This window comes from Streptomyces sp. NPDC015171 (assembly GCF_043079545.1).
Lineage (GTDB): Bacteria > Actinomycetota > Actinomycetes > Streptomycetales > Streptomycetaceae > Streptomyces.
On the sequence record NZ_JBIBUO010000015.1, the window covers coordinates 1 to 18,534 of the forward strand.

An 18,534-nucleotide genomic window follows, 5' to 3' on the forward strand; every position below is an offset into this window, starting at 1 on the left:
CACACGATCCCGTTCAGGACCCTGCGGTCGTCCAGCCGCTTCCGCCCCCGCAACGACTCGGGCAGCAACGGCCGGACGAACTCCCACTCGGCATCAGACAGTTCATGACGACGTATCACGCCACCATGATCCACCAGGCAAGATCATTTGAAGACACTGCCTAGGCGTCCCTGGCCCGCACCGGCTGGGGTGTCGAAGAGAATACTGTGGATGACGATGACGGGCTGGGCTGTTGAGGGATGTCCGCGGACGCTTGTGCGTGCCGGGTTCGGTCTGGCGTCGTCCGACGAGGACGCTGATGAACTGCGGGTGCGCCAGGAGGCCAGTGCCGTCGACGTGACGCGGGAGCCCGGATCCGGTCTTGCCCCCGCGGGTCGGCTCCATGCAGGGAACGAGGGCACGCGCTCGGCTGCGCGTCACGCGCTGACGTGGTCCTGGCGCAGGCCGGTCACGCCGCCCACGGGGCCGCTCCGGGCACCTGCCATGCCTCCGTCGGCCTGGCAGCCCTCCCGCCGTGCCTACTGGCTGGTGAGCATGCCTTCACGGAGGCGAGCCAGGCAGCGGGACAGGAGCCGGGAGACGTGCATCTGGGAGACGCCGAGACGTTCGCCGATCTGGGCCTGGGTGAGTTCCTCGACGAACCGCATGTGGATGATCTGCCGGGCGCGTTCGTCGAGTTCGGCGACTAGCGGGGCCAGGGCGTGAAAGTCCTCGACCAGTTCCAGAGCGGCGTCGTCCATGCCGATGAAGTCCTGCAGGGCGCTCTCGCCGTCTTCGCTGCCGCCGATCGCGGCGTCCAGGGAGGCGGAGTTGTAGCCGTTCGAGGCCAGCCGGGCCTCGACAACGTCGTTCTCGGAGAGGCTCATCAGCTCCGACAGCTCCTTGACCGTCGGTTCGCGGTCCTGGAGGCTGCGGAGTTCCTCCGTCGCCTTGGCGAGCTGGACGCGGGCTTCCTGGAGCCGGCGGGGTACGTGGACGGCCCAGGTGGTGTCGCGGAAGAAGCGCTTGATCTCGCCGACGATGTAGGGGATGGCGAAGGAGGTGAACTCGGCCTCGCGGGAGAGCTCGAAGCGGTCGATGGCCTTGATCAGGCCGATCATGCCGACCTGGACGATGTCCTCCATCTCGTCTGCGCCGCGGCTGCGGTAGCGGCCGGCCGCGAAGCGCACCAGGGACATGTTCATCTCGATCAGCGTGTTGCGGGCGTAGCTGTGCTCGTGGGTTCCCTCCTCCAGCACTGCCAGCTGTTCGAAGAACAGCCGGGAGAGCTGGCGGGCATCCTTGGGCGCCACCTTGGAGGGGTCGGCGACCTCGGGCAGGCTGGTGGTCCGCGTACCGAATGCCGTCATGCTCATGGACGCCATGCTGGGTCCCCTCCAGAAGGTCTCACCCGTCGCCACGGCCAACCGCAACCGGCCGGCGCCGAACGCGCGTCTACCCTTTCTCCCCGCGCTCACACCCACGACGGCACAGACAATCTTCCGGGACCGGGCCGTGGCGTCCCCGGCGATTTCGACGTGCTGCCGGGGGACCTGGAGGTGTCCCTCGCGCGCGTGGATCTGCCGGGCCGCGGCGAGGTTCGCCTCCCACAGTGCGTCCCGTGACCGGGCCGCTCCCGGCACCGGCTCGCCCTCCCCTGGGGACTTGATCCCGACCGATTCCACGAGCCACTGCCGGGCGGGCATCAGCCGCTCCCATCCGGCCCGCTGCCCTGCCGTCAACGGGCCCAGGGATCGCCGCTGAGGATGTCGACGTGCATGCCGCTCGTAGACGTACCGATCCGTTTGGGCGCGTCCAGGACCACGCCGGATCGGCGGCGAACGCCTGATCCTCGGACAGCCTCACGGGCAACCGGGAGCCCGCATCAGGATCCTCCAGCAATCCCTCTACCGCCGAGCCCGCTTCCTCTCCTTGGCCGATGCCGCTGAGCCCGGCGACGCACCACCTCGGCGGAGACGACGTCCCACCCTTTCGTGGGACGGCGCTGTTCGATTTTGAGTGGCTAGCATTCCGTGCACGCCGCCTATGAAATTTCATGACGGGTTTTCACGGGGCTCCCACCTGGGCCGACCAGCAGGCTGCGAAACGGAAACAGAAATAGGATCATCGAACAGATGGGAAATTTTTTCGATGCAGAACTTCACAAACGGGACGCCTGCGAACCTGATGCCGGGGCAGTGGGTGAAGAGCCGCAAGAGCGAAGCCAACGGCACGTGCGTCGAAGCCTTGAAGCTCCCGCAGGGCAGCGTGGCGCTGCGGAACTCGACCGACCCCGGCGGGCCTGCCCTGGTCTTTACCGCCGACGAGATGGACGCCTTCCTCGACGGTGCGAAGAAAGGCGAGTTTGATTCCTTCGCCGTCCTCAACCAGTAGCATGGGAATACAAGTTCGGGCACCACTCCCCGCGTCCGGCGTGTCATCATGCGGATGTGGCACTTCGGTAAGGAGCAAGCGTGTCCTCGGACTTGAATCCGGTTGTCCGTCTGGCCCGGTCCACCGGGCCAGACTGGACGAAGACGGCGGCAAACATCATGTTGGGCCGCACGGTTAGGGAGCTACGCGAAAAATCCGGCCTGACGCAGAAGAGTCTTGCGCAGGCCATTCATGTCTCGGTCTCGACGATCAATCGTCTGGAAACTGCAGAGGCGACACCCATGCGTCGCACTGTCGATGCGGTGATCAACGTCTTGGAGCCTGACACAGACACCCGGGACACGCTCAGCGTGCTGCTCTCACGAGCCATGGAGCCAGAATGGTTCCAGCACCGGTTCAGCGACTGCACGCCGGAGTACCTTCACCGCCTCCTCGGCCTTGAGTCGATGGCCATCACCATCACGACGTACGACGTACGTCTGGTCCCCGGACTGTTGCAGACGCCGGGGTACACCGAGCACATCATCCGCACGGGTCTGCACCTCAGCGAGTGGGACGGTCCTGAGGTGGAGTTGCGTCTTGCCCAACGCCGTGAGCGCCAGCTTCGGGTCCTGGGGCAGCCCGACCCACCACAATGTGTCGTCGTGATGGATCAGTCGGTCCTGGTCCGGAAGGCCGGCACCAAGAACGTCATGCGCGAGCAGATGACCTACTTGCGCGAGATGTCAGATCTGCCGCACATTACGATCCGTTTCGTGCTCTCCAGCCGGATGATCGCGGGCAACGCAGCGGCGATGGCGGGTTCCATGGCGCAGCTGGAGTTCGGCCGCGGCGGCCTGCCTGGCTTCGTCTACGCCGAGCAGTACGAGAAGGCCGACTACTTCACGAGGCCGGCCCCGAAGCGCAGGGACCCCAACAAGCCTCCGACACCCAGGCAGAACGACTACGAACGGCACCTTCAGCTGCTCTTGCGGATCCAGGGCGAGGGATGCGCGTCACCGGCGAAGAGCCGACTCATGCTGGACAAGGCCATCAAGCGCTACTCGTAACGCTTCGTCCTGCTCTTGCCGCCTACCGCTGGGGCGGCACCATGCCCAGCCCTCCGTACTCTGTCCATTCAATGCTGCGTTGGCGCTGGTGAAGCTCGGAGTCAGGTCGCCAGTCACTCACATCGACGAGACCTGGCTCCAGCGCGACGAGGTTTGCGAACATCTCCTCGACGTCTGCTTTCTCGCGTACGCGCCCCCAGTTGTCGTGAGTCTGGGCTCGCATAAGTTCGGTGACGTCATCGCGGACCTGCGGGTCGTCGCTGACAAGCTGGCACACGACGACGAAGCTGCCGGGCGCGAGCCGGTCGATGACTCGCTCGACGAGCTGCTTGGGGCCGGCGCTGTCGGGCAGGCAGTGCAGCACGGAGACGAACAGGGCGGCCACCGGCTCGGAGAAGTCGATAAGCCGGTTCAGGTCCTTGTGCGCGAAGATTCTCTGAGTGTCTGTCATGTCGACAGGAAGAATCGTGGTGTTGTCGTTCTCGTCCAGCAGTGACTGGCCGAGTGCCAGCACGACGGGATCGTTGTCGATGTAGACGACGCGAGCCTCAGAGTCGACTTCCTGGGCGATCTGGTGCACGTTGCGTTGCGTCGGCAGGCCCGAGCCGAAGTCGATGAACTGCCTTATGCCGTGCTCGTGGGCGAGTACGTGCACCACGCGTTGCAGAAACCGGCGGTTGATGAGCGCGATCTCGCGCGATGTGGGCGCGACTTCCAGAAGCATTTCGCATGCTTCCTGGTCGACTTCAAAGTTGTTACTTCCGCCCAGTAGCCAGTCGTACATTCGGGCCGCGCTTGGCACCGACAGATCGACCACACGGTTCTGCTCCGCCAACGGACGTGTCCCCTCGCCGTTCCCGCCGCGTTCGATGTGTGACTGCCCATCCTAGGAGGGCAGACGCCAGCGCACCACCACCTGTAGGAGTGAGAGGTGGCGCGTGGTGGCGAAAGGTAGCGGGGAGGCGCGCCCGCCATGGAGTGTGCGTCCGGGGCGCATTCGGAGGTGCGCGTTAGAGGGCACCCCTGGTGGCCAGGTGAGGGTGAATCCGGCGGGCAACTCGAAGGGCGGCCTCGACGGCGGGTTGCTCAAGTCCCATGAGCTCGGCTGCCTCACCGGCGGTCAGTCCGACCCGCCAACACAGCAGCGCGCTGTCAGCGCTGGTCACAGGCAGGCTGCTGTACAGGGCGGCTGCACCGGTGACGTCCTGGGGCTCGGCTTCATCGGCCTGACGGCTGACCTGGCAGCGTAGTTCCGCCCAGACGACCGCCGCGAGACGGGGCTGAATCAACAGCCACTCCCAGCGCTTGAGTGCGAAAGACAGCGTGGCCTGTACGACAGCCGTCACGTCCGCTTTCCGCACAAGCCTGGCCTGGGCATAACTGTCGTAACGTGGCTGGTTTCGTTCGGCGAAAGCGCTGTAGCCGAGCAGCGCGGCGCCAGGAGAGGGCTTCTTCCACGTGGCGGGGTGAGCCGATGCGTCGATGGGCGGCACACTCGATCGAGGGGTGGAGAGCATGAGGGCGCTCCTCAGGCGTGCAGGGTCTCTGCTTTGATCGTGATGCTTGATGCCGCTCGTTGGACTGGCCAGCGGCGAGAGGGCCCCGCGACCTGACGGGCGCGGGGCGGAAACGGGGGCTACTTGCTCCGACCCCAGGTGACCTGCACGCCGGCATGCCAGGCGAAGCCGAGCAGGGTGACGACGAAGGCGGACTCGGTCGTGTCGACAACGGTGTCCGTGATGAGGGTCCACGCGAGGGTGAACGCGGCGAGGAGGGCACTCAACCGGACCATGACGAGGCCGCCGGGGGCATCGTGAAGCTCCGCGCCAGTGATATTCAAGCTGATACCGTGAAAGTACCCGGAGGGCAGCTGCAGGCGCCCTCGGCGAGATGGTTCGAGCATTTTTTCGTTTCCTTCGGACTTATCGTCCCCGGGATTGTGGTGACGCACTTTCCCGGGCGGGCCCTGGATTCGGGGCGTGAAGTAAAGCTACCGCGCCGCAGAAGGGGTTCAGGGTCGTTACGTCCCGCATGAAATCTCATTCTTGTCGCACTTGCCGGTTCAGTCGGATGTGCTCGAACATCGGCATCGATCGATCGCAAAGCGAAACCTAACCGTACGTGGCGGTCGTTCTCCGGCGAACAGGACCAGGTCCCGCGCGACCGAGTCGCCAGTGGCGAGGTCAGCCGCAGACATACACCTCGAGTTCGGGCTCAGGCTCGTACAGTTCGATGCGCACACGGCGCCGGTCGCCCTCGGCGACGAGGAGTCGCTCGAAAGCTTGCGGCGGGTGCGTGTGAGGGAGGTGTCTGTGGCCAGCCGGGCATGGGTTGGGACAGCAGCCCCTGGTGTCCCTTCGCCGCCGCGGCGGCGAGGGGACACCGCCTGCGTCGAGCGCGAAAATGCGAATACGGGGGGCTGGCGTCGCTTTGGCGGGGCAACTGTTCCTACGGCCCTGTCCCCGGTTTCAGAGGACTCCTTCATGCAGCCACCGCGTGAACCGTCCGCCCCGGACGATCCTCAGAACGAGGAGAAGATGGCCCGACTGCAAGAGGAGAACGCGCAGTTGCGGCAGGCGGTCGATTCCCACGCAGTGATCGACCAGGCGATCGGCGTGCTCATGGCGGTGCACCGGACACCCCCGGCCGACGGGTGGCACGTGCTGCGCGAGGTCTCGCAGCACGCCAACGTCAAACTTCATGCCGTCGCCGACGAGATCACCGGCTGGGCCCTGGGCGCACGACCGATGTCGGCGCCGGTGCACAGAGAACTGGAGGCCGCCTTGCAACGCTGGCGGCACCGCACCTCCTGCCGCCTGTCCCAGTTGAACGGACATGCGTGACCTGGGAGTGAACGCATCCGTCAAGGACGCAGGCCGGGCAGGGTGAGTGCGCGGCGCACAACGGCCGTTCCGGTCCGTTCGTGCTCGCGACCTGGGCGGACGGTTACACGGCCCTGCCGCATCAGCCATATGGGGGACACAGACTGAGCGACACCCGCAAGCACACGGCCTCCACCAGGCAGTCGTGTCAGCTATACCGGGGCCGGTACCCCGACTGCACGCCGTCCTAGGTCAGGGGCAGCACGGGAGGGGCCCGCCAGTGTGTTCTCTGGCGGGCCCCTCCCGTGCTGCGGCGTGGGGTCAGATGCCCCGGTGGGTCTCGTAGTAGCCGCCGACCTGCTGGTGGTAGCCGGCGTCGCCGAGGTGCTTGTCCTTGTCGAACTCCGGGGAGTCCTTGATCTGGTCCTTGGTGAGGTTGACGTAGATCTTGCGCTCGTCCGGGTCGACCGTGCGCACGGTGCCGGCGGGCAGCAGGACGTGCTTGCCGAAGATCCACACGCCGGTGTCGACGACGAGGTAGGCGGAGTCGACGTCGTCGGAGTGCTTGTCGACCTTGCCGATGCTGCCGTCGGTGGCCTCGACCTTGTAGCCGGTCAGGTCGGTGCCCGCGGTGTAGCCGGTGGTCGGCTGGTAGCCCCAGATGCTGTCACTCATATTACACGGCTCCCTTGCAGAGATTCGCTACGCCCCACAGCTATACCGCGGGTTCGCTTTTCCGGGACGCCTTCCAATAGGTGACGTTCCCTCAGAATGCCAGGTGCCCCGGCTTTCGCGGCTCACACCTTCGCGTCCTGAAAAGACGGGACGACCGGAGACGGCGTGCTGGAGGCCGTGGTTCCCGGCGTCACGGCCGTCTCCGGCCGTTTACTTCCTGTACCCCGGATCGACAGGAAAACCGCTCCCCTCACGACAGCAGCACCAGAACGCCGCCAGGGGGGTCCCGACGCCTTGGCGTCGGGACCCCCCTGGCGGATGGGCTGTTGGGGGCCGCCTACCAGCGGTACCAGCGGCCGCGCCTGCCGCCGCTGGTGGGACGGATCACGAACCCGAGGACCCACACGATCAGCACGATGACCGCGATCCACCACAGGGCCTTGAGCGCGAAACCGGCACCGAAGAGAATCAGAGCAAGAAGAAGAACAAGCAGAACGGGAACCATAGTTATCAACCTCCGAGCCACCGTGTGTCCCGCGGAACGATCTCCACTCCCAAGGATCCGATAAAGGTTTAATAACTCCGCCGGCAGCGACCTGGCGGTGCGGCAAGCCCTCAGGTTTGGAAATGCCGCCGGGGGTCATCCGGAGAGCGTACGTGAATTCCGAGCGAGGCAGGAGTGAGTGGCTGTGGCTGCGGACGAGAAGGCTCAGGCCAAGGGCGAGCAGGCCAGGGGCAAGGTCAAGAAGACTGTCGGCGGGGCTGTCGGCAACGAGCGCCTGAAGGCCGAAGGGAAGGCCGAGGAGTCCAAGGGCGACCTGCGCGCGGCCAAGGAGAAGGCCAAGGACGCGATCAAGCCCAAGTAGGCCGCACCACCACAGATCCCGGGCATCACACGACGCCCGGGATCTGTGCTGTCTCGCACTGCTCCAACCGCTGCCCCTCCACGTTCGTCCTCCTGGTGCTGCCGCCTGGCCATGTGGTTGCCGGGCGGAGCCGCAGTAGTGCGGTCAGGGTTGTTGCGGGGACGCTGCGGAGGCGTCGGCGAGGTTGGCGCCGGTGTCGGCGGTGCGCCGGGAGGTGTCGGTGCCGTGCCAGTCCAGGCAGATGACGGTCGCGTCGTCCGTCAGGTGGCCTTCGCCGGCTTCGAGGACCGCGCCGATCAGGGCACGGGCGGCCTCTCGCGGATGAAGGTCCCGGGTACCGACGATCGCGCCGGGGAGATCCAGGGCTTTGGCGTGGCGTTCGAGCATGCCGTCGCTGAGCAGCACCAGCCGGTCGCCGGGCCGCAGGTCCAGTGTCTGCACCCGGTAGTCGTGCAACGGGTGGAAGCCGAAGGGAAGGTCGACCTTGGGAGTGATCTCTTCCACCCGGCCGTCGCGCAGCCGCAGCGGCCAGGGGTGGCCCGCGTTGACGAACTCGGTTGTGCCGTCGCGCAGATTGATGCGCAGGAGCTGACCGGTCACATATCCCGTCTGTTCGTGCTCCCGCAGCGCCTTGTCGGCCTGGAACGCCTGTTCCACCAGGTCGGCGCCTGCTCGTCGGGCCCGGCGCAGGGCGCTGACAGCCAGCGTGGCCAGCATCGCGGCGGCCACGTCGTGACCCATGGCGTCGGTGATCGACAACTGCACGGTGTCGCGGTCCAGGACGTAGTCGAAGGTGTCGCCTCCGACGTGGTCCGCGGGTTCGAGCGCTCCGGCGACCGCGAACTGGGCAGCCTCGCACGTCAGCGACGACGGAAGCAGGCGGTGCTGGATCTCTGCGGCAAGACTCAGCGGCAGGGTGCGCCGGCCCCACTGGTACAGGTCGGTGAAGGGCCGGTTGGCGATGACGATGTACGCCAGCGCGTGCGCCGCCTCACCGATCTCCTCCAACACCCGCGCATCCGGCGCCACCGGCAGGTAGAGCTCCAGCAGCCCGATGGCATCCCCGCGGTTGGTCACCGGTGCCACGACCCGTGCTTGCCCGCCGGTGTGCTCCACCGTGGGACGCTGGGTGCGGATCACGTCGTCGTAGACGGTTCCCGCCAACGGGATCCGCCGAGCCCGCCCACCCGTGTCGATCGTGCCGGCGGCTCCCAGACGGACCACCGAGCTTCCGGTGAAGTCGGTGATCAGGAACGACACCGAGAGCGCCCCGAGCCGCTTCTGCAGGATCCTGGCGACCACATCAAGTGATTCCACCGGCGGCGCGCTCTCGGCCGCCTGCAACAGTTCCGCCGCCGTCGTCGCGGCGCCATCGTGACCTCCGCGCACATCCCGGCGAGAAGGCCGCCCGGCGTCCGTGTCCGATTCACCCAGGGTCACTCCGGCACCCCACTCCACGATGGCACCCAGGCAACCAACCCCAGGCATGGCAGGTCCGCGCCGAGGATGACACGGACAGCACATCGTGCCACGGGAGCCCAACGCCGCCCCAGGAGGTCCTCAGCCCTGCCCGCTGCCTGGGACGCCCCCAGCCGCTGCACGAGGCGCGTGCGGTGCCGCTCAACAGGTCGGGATACTGCAAGGCTGAGACCGGCACTGCCCCGGTCGGCGCGGTCGCCAGTGATGCCGTTGCAGCGGAAACAGCAGGCGTCGGTGGCCCGACGTAGTGCTGGGCAGGTTGATGTGCGCCACGAAGCCTGCCCGCCATCCGGCGGGAATCCAGTCACGACAGTCATGGCACTAACGCGGGACCCCCGGAGGCAGCGGCACCGCGCCGCAGCGGCAAGGATTTCCAGGCCAGTGCGGCAGATGCCGGACGACTCGATGCACATCAGGACCTCACGGGCCCACGGCCTGGACGAGCGCCGCCTCATCCCGGCGCGGCGGCAACATAGCCCAGGATCGCCGGTTGGCCAAACCGGCGATCCCGCGGACCATAGATACTCCACCGCCACTACCTGCTCGGACGTCGAAAGAAGCCACCCACACCCTCAAACACGACACCAAGCTCAGCCAGTCGAGTGAGATGCGCAGCCGTAGCCGTTCACGCTTCCGCGTAGCTCGCCCGGAACAGATCCTGCGCCCGCTCCACGTCCCGCGGCGTCCGGAGCTGGACCTCCAGATCGCCCGTCCCGTGGTGCCCGAGACCCGACACGTCCCGGGTGAAACCCGGAACGAGGTCGACGTCCTTCGGGTCGACCTTCAGGTAGACCAGCAGCTTGCTGCGCTGCGGCGGGCACAGGCAGGCGAAGTTCCGCAGCCGCTGATACGCCCGGTACTGCTTGCGTTCCACGCGGTTCACGCCGTCCCCGAGCCCGAGCAGGACCTCGTCGACAGCGCCCGCCAACTCCATCATCGCCGCGCCCTGGACGTCGACCGCTGCCTGGGCAACGGAATGGCGCCGCGCCCGGCGGCCCATCGCCATGCCACCGCTCACGGAGGCAACCGTCTCAAGGCCGAGCAGGTCACTGCCGAAGAGTCGGTAGCGGACCAGGTCGATCGAGCGCCGGTGCTCGCGCACAGCGTGCACGTCGTAGCGGGTGAAGTCGCCGGCGACGCAGATCAGGCGCGGGCCGCTCCACAGGACCTGGGACGCGGCCGTCACCCCGAGCCGGTCGCGGACCAGGCGCTCGAATTCAGCGCGATGGTCCATCAGCCACGCCAGATAGAACAGGCCCTGGTGGATCACACCCGCATCGGTCGAACGCTTGTACTCGACGATGACTGGCGAGCCGTTCTCGTCCAGCCCGAGCGAATCGATTCGGCCCCCGTGCACCGGTCCGGTGCTGTACTCGCTGGCCAGGAACCGGACGCCCAGCAACGTATCCATGTGCGCCTCGACGAGACCCTGCACATCGGCTTCGACCTCAGCAAGACGCGGCGTGACCTCGGTCATGCCGGTATGCGCCACGTCCCTACGGAACAGTTTCAGGCCCGACACCTTCCCCTCCTCGGCTTGATGATCACCAACGCCAAGCCGGGGCGGGATTATTTCCGCGAGAAGCCCCAGAGCCACGACCGTAACGTGAGACCCTGAGTACAGACGACCGGAGAGCACCCACGTCCCCCGGTCACCGGGAACCAGCAATTCCCCCATGCGTCCCCCACGCTCCGGGAGACAGCGCCGAGTGACTACGTTTCCCCAGGTCAGCCCCCGTAGCTCAGTGGATAGAGCACGTGCCTTCTAAGCGCCTGCTCTATCCCCCTGAGCGGGACTACGCCTTCGCCCTGCCTTCGCAGTCAAACGCCTCGCCGTCGAGATAATCGGCATGCCGGCTCCGAGCTGCAGTCCAGCGCGCGTCTCCGACAGCTCTCTTGCAGCGTCCTGGCCCACGACTGAGCCAGCCACCTTCACTTCTCCTGCCGAGCTGCGTCTGTAGCGGAACGAACGCGGAGCGAGGCTCATGATCTGCACGACCGTTGCTGTTCTGGGTGACGCGGTGATCTACTGCATGCTCCGAAGTGGCTTCTGGGGGGAACTGTGCGTGCAGGCCATTTTGCCGTGAATCGAAGGTCCAGTGCCGTGCGTCAGTGCACACGAGGCGGCCGTGGCTCTCGCGCCTGCTGACGGCGGCCGCCGGAGCAGGCGGGGGTTCGCATATCAGGATGCCGTCACGTTGCTGGACTGCCTGGACATGCTGGAAGGGCAGTGGACGGCGGTCTCGTGGGAGGACCTGGAGGACATCCTGTGTCATCGAGACGGCGCACCTGTATACCGGCAGGTCAAGACGATCGAGGAAGCCGGGACGCGCCACAGTATCGCCAATGTTTGCCGACCGGAGGAGAAGAAGGCCGCAGACAGTAGCTACCTGGGCAAGCTGTTTCTGGGCAAGCCGCTGCCGGACGGCACTCGGTTCACCTTCATCGTCAACGAGACGCCTCAGCGGGACCTTCATGAGTTCGTCGTGGAACGTGATCGTCCTCGCGGCCCAGTGAGCGCGGACGCCCGCGCGGACATCGTCAGGAGACTCGGAGGCGTACAACTGCCGGACGGCAGGGACATCGGATGGTGTGTCGACCGTCTGGATGTTCTGGTAGAGGCGCGCACCATCGACCAGGTCGAGGCCGAGGCCATGACGAGACTGGCGCCACTGGTAGAAGCATGCCTGGGCGAGAAACCGCTGTACGAGGAAGTCGAGGAGGTCATGATCTGGCTGATCTCCCGGTACATAGCCCGCAGCGCACTTGAGCTGCGACCGAGAACCTTCACTGTGGACGACTTCGGCCGCGCCCTGGACGACAGCGTGCGCAGAGCAACTGGGCGACGGCGAGACGGTTCCACCGAACTGTTGATGAAACTGAAGTTCAAGCTGCAGACTGCCGAAATACCGGAGCCCGAGGCGGAAGCCCAGCACGATGCCATGCTCGCCTACCGCCGGACCTACCGCGCCAGTGTCGGTACCCGGCGCCGCGCGTACGACGATTTGGCCGATCAGATCAACGCCATCTGCACGCTCACGATGGCGAAACGACGCGCCGGACGTCTCGACGCCGGCTCAGCGGCGTACTTCGAGACGCTCGTGGCGGTGAGCGAGCTGCCCGAGGTGACCAGTCGGCAGTTCACCCTCGCTGAGGCCCACGCAGTGCTTTCCGACATCACGGCACGCTGCCAGAACAGGTACGCCGATGCCTCATAAGATCGGCAGTAGCGTGGTGCCCCCGCTGTATCGCGCCTGGGACCCGGACGACTCCCCTGACTTTCACGCAACACGGCTCCTGCTGCTCATCTACCTCTGTGGTGAGGAGCCCGGTCCCTACATCGAGGGACGGACGAAGTTCGCCAAGCTTGATTTCTTCGTGCGCTACCCAGGATTCCTGGAGCGGGCCCACACCGCGCTGCCGGAAGCCGTAGATGCCGAAACCGCGTTTCTCGCCCCCGACTCGTCCGAGGTCGAGGCACCGATGATCCGCTACCGCTACGGGCCCTGGGACCAGCGCTACCGGCAGTTCCTCGCCTTCCTCGTGGCCAGGGATCTCGTGACCATCACAAGCCACCGGGTTGAACGACTGAAACTGAAAGCCGCCGGCAAGAGGACCGCACAACGCCTCACCGAGGCAACCCAGTTCCAGCCGCTGGTGCGGCGCTGTGAGGCCATGCGAGGAAACCTCGCTGCGATGTCGGGTACTGACCTGAAAAACCTGATCTACGACCTGTTCCCAGACGAGGTCGGCAACGCGCCCTTCCGGCAGGAGATCCGGCCATGACAAAGCCCGTGACCGCTCATCCCGACCGCGGGATCAGGATCGACTCCGTCAAGCTCGTCCACAACACCGCAGAGATCGACGAGTACGCCTTCGGAACCGGCGTGTTGAACATTCTCAGCGGGCCACGCAACAGCTCCAAGACCACCACGCTGAAGGTCATCGACTACTGCTTCGGCGACCGTGGCGGGATGATCGATGCTCTCGGTGCCGCCGTATCCGACGAGTACATCGAGGTCTCCACCGCGATACGGCTCAACGGCCACCCTCGCGTCCTGACCCGTCTCCTCCAGCACGGGCGCATGAACAAGGTGTACGTCGACGGAGACGAGCTGACCGACGCCGACTTCTCCGACTGGATTCTGCGCGAACTGGGCTGGCCCAACCTGCGCATACCCAAGGGCCTCCACCCGGCCACAGCCAGTGAACTGACGCCCCTGTCCTTCCGGAATCTGCTGCGCCACTTCTACCGCAACGAGGAATCCTGGACGACCTTCGCCAACAAGGAACAGGAATTCATCCGACGCGGCGTCATCAGCATGCTCCTCGGCTTTGCCCCCTCCCGCTACGACACCAAGGACTTCGCCGTCGCCCAGGCCAAGCGGCGCCTTGCCGTAGCCCAGGCAGTGGAGCGCGACGTGCAGGACAGCACCTTGCAGGCCGTCACCGCCATCTCTGAACGGCTCGGTATCCCCGTCGCCCGCACCCTCGACCAAGTAGCTGCCGCACGGGAAGAGGTCACTTCCCAACTCGACGGGGTTCGCCAACGACGTCACGAACTGACGCAGGAGATCAACAGCCTCTTGCAGGGAACGTCGACTACCGAGACGGCAGCCGGATACGGCTCGTCCCTGACGGGCTTGTATGAAGACGTATCAAGGCGACTGCGACTCGCGGTGGACGAAGTCGTCGCGCTCGAACAACTCGCCAGCGAACACGCCTACTCCGCCCAGACGGTCACCTCCGAGGTAACCCGCATGGAACGCCTTATCGCCTCCGTGGAGATCTTCGACGCCCTCCCCGTACGGCTCTGCCCGGCGTGCGAGCAACGGGTCGACCCACACCGAGAACACGACGAGAGCGCCTGCTACCTGTGCTTCCAACCGGTCAGCGACGACCAGCGTCGCCGTCGGGCACAAGTGGAGATCCGGTCGCTCAAGTCGGAGCTCGCCGACCTCGAAGACGTCACCGCCCGCACCGCCCTCGATCTGCACACGGCCCGCACCCGCCGAGCAGAGCTTCAAGACGAACAGACACGGCTCGCGCACCGCATCAATGAACAACGCGCCGCGCAGCTGGCTCCTTTCATGGCCACTCTCGAGAACCTGGCCGGCCAGATCGCCCAGCTCGAACAGAAGATGACAGCCTTTCCCGCTATCGAAGAAATCCTCCAACGCCGCTTGGTAGCCAGTCAGGCCGTTACCGCTGCACAACAGGCCGTCGACGCGCTCGACCAAGAGCCAGCCGCCGTTGCCGCGGCTTCGCTCACCTCTGTCGAACGATGCGCCGTGTTCGCCGAGCGCATGAACGAATTCCTTCACCGCTACCGTGAACGTGGCTGGGTCAAGGGCGCCATCACCATCAATGACAGTGACCTCACCTTTTACGTCGGCACCCGCCCCTGGGATCAAGCCCTTGGGGCAGAGACAAAGGTGCTCTTCTTCTTGGCCTACAGCTACGCCACTCTCTTCCTGGCATCTGACCTCGACGAAGAAGCCGCTTTCCCCGGTCTGCTGCTCCTGGACAACCCATACCAGCAGGGCATCGGCAACACCGTGGTCGACGACGTCCTGCGAGATCTGGCAAACGCAGCTCAGGCCACGGGCACCCAGGTCATCAGCACTCAGGCCGTTCCGGTACCGCGGGATCCGGCGACCATTCAGGTAATCCGCATGCCCACGGAGTATGAAGCGCCGTAGGCAGACTTGCAGCAGTGTTGATGTCTTCGCGGTCGACCTGCCGGATACTCCCGGGTCCTGCGACGCCTCCGGCTGCGTTGACCGCGAGTCCGGGCAGGATGCTCTGGCGAGCCGTGCGACGCCGAAGATTGCTGAACCGTGTGATAGCCCCCATCGGTGCAGATCAGAGGGGGTCCCTGGTTGCTGTGACCGAACGCGCAAAGAAGAGATAGTGCGGAGCGGACGAAAGGTGACGCATTCGCCGCTCCTCCGCCGTGTCGTTCGTGGAGGTGACGCCGTGTTGCGGGAGACATGCGGACCCGCCGCAGGTCAGTTGGCGACAAGGTTGTCGTCCGTCACGTCGTAAGGGCCTTCGTCCAGGTCCTCGACGGCCCGCATGGAGGTGTCGGAGAGTTCGGGCATCTCGAAGGCGTATCGGCCCTTCATGTGGATGTGCCGATAGAGGAAGGGGGACAGGCTCCGGACGACTTCGTCGGGAACGGGCCGCAGGTGGCTGGCCTTCTTCTGGAGGAACAAGTCGATGTAGGCGGTATTGAACAGCACCACCATATTGACGACCAGCCCGAGTGCACCAAGCTGTTCCTCCATCCCGGTCTGGTAGCGATGGATGCGGTCTTCGGTGCCGTGATAGATCTTCGCGGCCAGCTCGTGGCGTTGGCCGTGGCGGCTGCTCTGTGTTTCGATCTGACGGCGGTAATCGGGATTGTCGATGAGATCCAGGATGTGTGCGGTCTTGAAGATCTTCCCGTAGTGGGCGAGTGCCTTGCCCAAGGGGGTGGGGCTGCCGTTTCGGATCACCATGCGGATCGCGTCTGCGGACCGCACACGGCCGAGGTGAACCGCTCCGACGAGACGCAGCATGTCGTCCCAGTGTCGTTCGATGAGAGCGGCGTCGATCTTGTTGCGGGTGACGTGCTGCAGGGGGCCGTAGTCCTCGTCAGCCGCCGTGTCCATACGAGCGAGGGTCATGTCGGTGACATCGGCGGCTGTAGGGGTGTAGGTATAGCCGGAGAGTGCGAGCAGGCCGAAGATGATTTCTTGGTGTGGGCTGGCCTCTGCGACGATCTTCTGGTGTTCCTGCGGGCGGTTCTGACTCCGAGTGCTGGTGGCCTTGAGGGCGCTGGTACGACGGTCGTTGAGGACGTCGAGTACGTGCAAGCAGGTGTGGACGGATCCGGCGACGACCTTGTTCGTGAGTCCCATGGCCTGATCCGACAGGAGGGTGAGGTGGGTGACGTGGGCGGTGCCGTGTGGCGACAAGCGGGCCTGGATGGCACTCGGAGGTGCAACCATGCGCTGGCCGTCCACGGATGCCATGTGGCCGCCGTTCCACGATGCGGCGACCGCGAGCTGTGATTGCCGAGCCAGCAGGCGGTTGTTCAATGCTTCGAGATGATCCGGTCGCAGGAAGTTGTCGATGACGTAGGTGATGTGCCTTCTGTCCAGTGCGGGGAAGTTGCCGGCGACCGCCTCGACGCCAACGTTGCAGCCAAGAGCGACCAGTGCGGCGGACAGGGTGATATCGAAGTCGTATTGCCGCGGGGGCCCGCCGCTTGGTGTCGTGAAGACCTCGGTGCCCTTGGTCCAGGTGAGAACTTCCAGGATGAGTTGAGGAAGGTCCCCCTTGGGCAACCAGCCCGCGAGTTCCGCGGTCACCTTGCGAACCCTAGGATCTGGGGGAAGAGGTGCCGTGGACAGGACAAGCCGGCCACCGTCACTAACTTGGAACTGTCGGTCTTTCGGCAGGCGCTCCGCGATCGCGCGGGTCTTGGTATGGAGCTCTTGGCCCAGTCGCTTCAGGTGGGCGACCGCGTCCAATGGAAGCCCCAGGCTCTTCGAAACAGAGGCCCGCGACGCCGCCCACTCCTTCGGCGACGGCAAGTCCGCTTCCGGGTTACCCCACTTCGATGCACCTTCGACGAAGATCTCGCGCCGCAGGAGGCGGGAGTAGAACCGCTCCACCACGCAGAAGGCGTAGGCGGCGGTGTCAACCATCTCGGGCGATAGGTGCGGCGCACGGAGGGCCAGCTCTTTCCACGACCCGGTCAACAGACGCTCATCGGCCTCGGCCCGGCTGATGGCGGGGCGGTCGATCAGGTCGGTCAGCGACCACAGAGCGTCCAGCACGTGTCTGGCTTCCGGCGTGCCGTGCCGATACGCCAGCCCTCCGACGATGTGCGGCAGGTACGTCTTCAGGAGATCGATCCGCTTGATCATTTTGGCGCGGCGAGCCTCATCCGAATCGGATCCCATCGCGGGAGCCAGTTCGCCCGCCACCGTGACGGCTGCCTCGAAGGCGGGCATGTCCTCAAGTTTGTCGAGGAATTCGCGCACCGTCATGGTGTCTGCCACAGGAGGGATGATCTCTCCAGTCTCGGCGTCAACCTTTTCGTGTCTCGTGTCAAGCAGGTCTTTCCCTACCTCCCTCATGACGGCGGCAGAATGGGCCAGGTCAGGAAAGATCGCGGATCGCTCCTTCTCGGTCCTGCGTCGTGCTCTTCCGATCAGGTCATTGGCGATCAGGTGCACCAGCATGTCGACTGCGTCGTCCGCAGCGGTCTCGGTCAAGCGGGCAACTGCTGCCACCGTCGCGGCACGCCGCTTCGTCCTCTGCACCTCATGTTCTGTGGCGAACCGGGCGAGATGCGACAGGCGTCGGGCAGAGAAGACGCGGGTGTCCGCGGGCGGCAGCCCCAGCGATTGGACCTCGTGGTTCCGGGCGAAGGCGCCCGCGAGATTCCTCCAGGCGGGCTTGCCCGGCCCTCGCTGCAGTTCAGCCAGCGGCGACTTTCGCTCGTTGTCCGGGACTGCGGTCAGTCGATCGAGCTCGGACAGCCGGTCCGCGTACGGGGCCAAGAGTGCCTGCCACATCTCTTGGTCGCTCGCCCCTCGTACTGATCGGACCAGATCGGTGAGGGTTCTCTCGCCGGGCAGTTCGATGCGCTGTTCCCGCAGCCAGGCGACCGCGCGCCGCAGGAGGGCCTTGACTCCTTCCTCCGTGTACGTGGCGCGCGACACCAGCATGCTTTTCAGCGCTGTCTCGCCCTTGCTGTATGGCTTCCAGCCACAGGCCGACCGGATCTCCTTTGCATGGCGCCGCGTCAGCCCGTCGTGCGAACCGTACGTGCTCAGGACGGCCACGCCGTCGCTGATGTGGAGCTGGGCCGCCACGTGTTCCACGACCGGCCGTGGCAGGGAAGCGATCTCCTGCGGTTTGGGGAGTCGGCCCAGGGACCGCAGGAAAGTGAGCTGGATGGCGAAGCCCAAGCGGTTCTGCGGCCCGCGTTTGGTCAGGATCAGTTCGACCTCGGACTCGGTGAGGTCGAAGAAGGCCAACAGGCCCGCTGGCAAGTCTCCATCGGGAATCGACGGGTAATCCCGGCCCAGGGGATAGCTCGGGCTGGTGCTCATCTTGTACGCCTCGCTGCAAATCCGACTACGACGACGAGCAGATTCAAGGCATGCGGCGCGGTCAGTCAAACGGCTGCGCCACCGGTTCAGCGCCTAGCACACGGTTCTGCAATATTCGTCGTCGAAGAAATTTCGGCTGGTCCGATCCGGGGATACG

16 protein-coding genes and 1 pseudogene are annotated in these 18,534 nt (G+C 65.5%); 7 read left to right on the forward strand and 10 right to left on the reverse strand.

From position 1 onward, the window contains the following. Nucleotides 1-116: pseudogene (locus ACF073_RS32075) on the reverse strand (IS5/IS1182 family transposase); the annotation flags it as partial. 402 nt (nucleotides 117-518) lie between these two features. Continuing rightward, nucleotides 519-1,364, reverse strand: coding sequence for an RNA polymerase sigma factor SigF (locus ACF073_RS32080; RefSeq protein ID WP_392074945.1), 846 nt, complete (start codon nucleotides 1,362-1,364; stop codon nucleotides 519-521). Nucleotides 1,365-2,130: 766 nt separating this feature from the next. Here ACF073_RS32080 and ACF073_RS32085 point away from each other — a divergent pair. Together ACF073_RS32085 and ACF073_RS32090 are read left to right on the forward strand one after the other, a co-directional pair. Next, nucleotides 2,131-2,373 carry a DUF397 domain-containing protein gene (locus ACF073_RS32085; RefSeq protein WP_392074946.1) on the forward strand — a complete coding sequence of 81 codons (243 nt, stop codon included), beginning with the start codon at nucleotides 2,131-2,133 and terminating at the stop codon, nucleotides 2,371-2,373. An 80-nt stretch (nucleotides 2,374-2,453) separates the two neighbouring features. Beyond that, a complete protein-coding gene (locus ACF073_RS32090) occupies nucleotides 2,454-3,422 on the forward strand; it encodes a helix-turn-helix domain-containing protein (RefSeq protein ID WP_392074947.1) in 969 nt (322 codons plus the stop codon). Nucleotides 3,423-3,444: 22 nt separating this feature from the next. Here ACF073_RS32090 and ACF073_RS32095 read toward each other — a convergent pair whose 3' ends face one another. The 3 genes from ACF073_RS32095 to ACF073_RS32105 all read right to left on the reverse strand — a co-directional run bounded on the left by ACF073_RS32095 (nucleotide 3,445) and on the right by ACF073_RS32105 (nucleotide 5,262). Then, nucleotides 3,445-4,257, reverse strand: coding sequence for an SAM-dependent methyltransferase (locus ACF073_RS32095; RefSeq protein WP_392074948.1), 813 nt, complete (start codon nucleotides 4,255-4,257; stop codon nucleotides 3,445-3,447). A 175-nt stretch (nucleotides 4,258-4,432) separates the two neighbouring features. After that, entirely contained in the window at nucleotides 4,433-4,939 is a 507-nt protein-coding gene (locus ACF073_RS32100) for a hypothetical protein (RefSeq protein WP_392074949.1), read from the reverse strand. A gap of 119 nt (nucleotides 4,940-5,058) precedes the next feature. Further along, nucleotides 5,059-5,262, reverse strand: a complete 204-nt coding sequence (locus ACF073_RS32105; protein WP_392074950.1) for a hypothetical protein — start codon at nucleotides 5,260-5,262, stop codon at nucleotides 5,059-5,061. Between the two features lie 643 nt (nucleotides 5,263-5,905). Here ACF073_RS32105 and ACF073_RS32110 point away from each other — a divergent pair. Then, nucleotides 5,906-6,265 carry an ANTAR domain-containing protein gene (locus tag ACF073_RS32110; protein WP_392074951.1) on the forward strand — a complete coding sequence of 120 codons (360 nt, stop codon included), beginning with the start codon at nucleotides 5,906-5,908 and terminating at the stop codon, nucleotides 6,263-6,265. Between the two features lie 300 nt (nucleotides 6,266-6,565). Here ACF073_RS32110 and ACF073_RS32115 read toward each other — a convergent pair whose 3' ends face one another. Both ACF073_RS32115 and ACF073_RS32120 read right to left on the reverse strand, forming a co-directional pair. Beyond that, nucleotides 6,566-6,919 carry a PRC-barrel domain-containing protein gene (locus tag ACF073_RS32115; protein ID WP_392074952.1) on the reverse strand — a complete coding sequence of 118 codons (354 nt, stop codon included), beginning with the start codon at nucleotides 6,917-6,919 and terminating at the stop codon, nucleotides 6,566-6,568. Between the two features lie 337 nt (nucleotides 6,920-7,256). Further along, entirely contained in the window at nucleotides 7,257-7,424 is a 168-nt protein-coding gene (locus tag ACF073_RS32120) for a hydrophobic protein (RefSeq protein WP_392074954.1), read from the reverse strand. Nucleotides 7,425-7,608: 184 nt separating this feature from the next. Here ACF073_RS32120 and ACF073_RS32125 point away from each other — a divergent pair, with 184 nt between their 5' ends. Then, nucleotides 7,609-7,785: a CsbD family protein gene (locus ACF073_RS32125; RefSeq protein ID WP_392075091.1), complete on the forward strand. Its 177-nt coding sequence runs from the start codon at nucleotides 7,609-7,611 to the stop codon at nucleotides 7,783-7,785. A gap of 144 nt (nucleotides 7,786-7,929) precedes the next feature. Here the strand turns inward: ACF073_RS32125 and ACF073_RS32130 are convergent, their stop codons facing one another. Continuing rightward, nucleotides 7,930-9,102, reverse strand: coding sequence for a PP2C family protein-serine/threonine phosphatase (locus ACF073_RS32130; RefSeq protein ID WP_392074955.1), 1,173 nt, complete (start codon nucleotides 9,100-9,102; stop codon nucleotides 7,930-7,932). A gap of 787 nt (nucleotides 9,103-9,889) precedes the next feature. Continuing rightward, nucleotides 9,890-10,786 carry a DUF5655 domain-containing protein gene (locus ACF073_RS32135; RefSeq protein ID WP_392075092.1) on the reverse strand — a complete coding sequence of 299 codons (897 nt, stop codon included), beginning with the start codon at nucleotides 10,784-10,786 and terminating at the stop codon, nucleotides 9,890-9,892. 607 nt (nucleotides 10,787-11,393) lie between these two features. Between ACF073_RS32135 and ACF073_RS32140 the strand changes: the two genes are divergently transcribed. Genes ACF073_RS32140 through ACF073_RS32150 form a run of 3 tightly spaced genes read left to right on the forward strand, consistent with a single transcriptional unit; the run spans nucleotide 11,394 to nucleotide 14,966 of the window. Beyond that, on the forward strand, nucleotides 11,394-12,482 hold the full coding sequence (locus ACF073_RS32140) for a dsDNA nuclease domain-containing protein (protein ID WP_392074956.1): 1,089 nt from the start codon (nucleotides 11,394-11,396) through the stop codon (nucleotides 12,480-12,482). 13 nt (nucleotides 12,483-12,495) lie between these two features. Next, nucleotides 12,496-13,050, forward strand: a complete 555-nt coding sequence (locus ACF073_RS32145) for a hypothetical protein (RefSeq protein WP_392074957.1) — start codon at nucleotides 12,496-12,498, stop codon at nucleotides 13,048-13,050. Beyond that, nucleotides 13,047-14,966 carry a hypothetical protein gene (locus ACF073_RS32150; RefSeq protein ID WP_392074958.1) on the forward strand — a complete coding sequence of 640 codons (1,920 nt, stop codon included), beginning with the start codon at nucleotides 13,047-13,049 and terminating at the stop codon, nucleotides 14,964-14,966. The genes ACF073_RS32145 and ACF073_RS32150 overlap by 4 nt, the downstream gene beginning before the upstream one ends. A gap of 309 nt (nucleotides 14,967-15,275) precedes the next feature. Here ACF073_RS32150 and ACF073_RS32155 read toward each other — a convergent pair whose 3' ends face one another. Then, complete coding sequence (locus ACF073_RS32155) at nucleotides 15,276-18,377, reverse strand: Tn3 family transposase (protein ID WP_392074959.1); 3,102 nt, start codon at nucleotides 18,375-18,377, stop codon at nucleotides 15,276-15,278. Nucleotides 18,378-18,534 lie beyond the last annotated feature (157 nt).

Coding starts and splice junctions, on each gene's coding strand:
- ACF073_RS32080 (WP_392074945.1), bottom strand. CDS start 1,364: ATGGCGTCCATGAGCATGACGGCATTCGGTACGCGGACCACCAGCCTG.
- ACF073_RS32085 (WP_392074946.1), top strand. CDS start 2,131: ATGCAGAACTTCACAAACGGGACGCCTGCGAACCTGATGCCGGGGCAG.
- ACF073_RS32100 (WP_392074949.1), bottom strand. CDS start 4,939: ATGCTCTCCACCCCTCGATCGAGTGTGCCGCCCATCGACGCATCGGCT.
- ACF073_RS32110 (WP_392074951.1), top strand. CDS start 5,906: ATGCAGCCACCGCGTGAACCGTCCGCCCCGGACGATCCTCAGAACGAG.
- ACF073_RS32115 (WP_392074952.1), bottom strand. CDS start 6,919: ATGAGTGACAGCATCTGGGGCTACCAGCCGACCACCGGCTACACCGCG.
- ACF073_RS32120 (WP_392074954.1), bottom strand. CDS start 7,424: ATGGTTCCCGTTCTGCTTGTTCTTCTTCTTGCTCTGATTCTCTTCGGT.
- ACF073_RS32150 (WP_392074958.1), top strand. CDS start 13,047: ATGACAAAGCCCGTGACCGCTCATCCCGACCGCGGGATCAGGATCGAC.
- ACF073_RS32155 (WP_392074959.1), bottom strand. CDS start 18,377: ATGAGCACCAGCCCGAGCTATCCCCTGGGCCGGGATTACCCGTCGATT.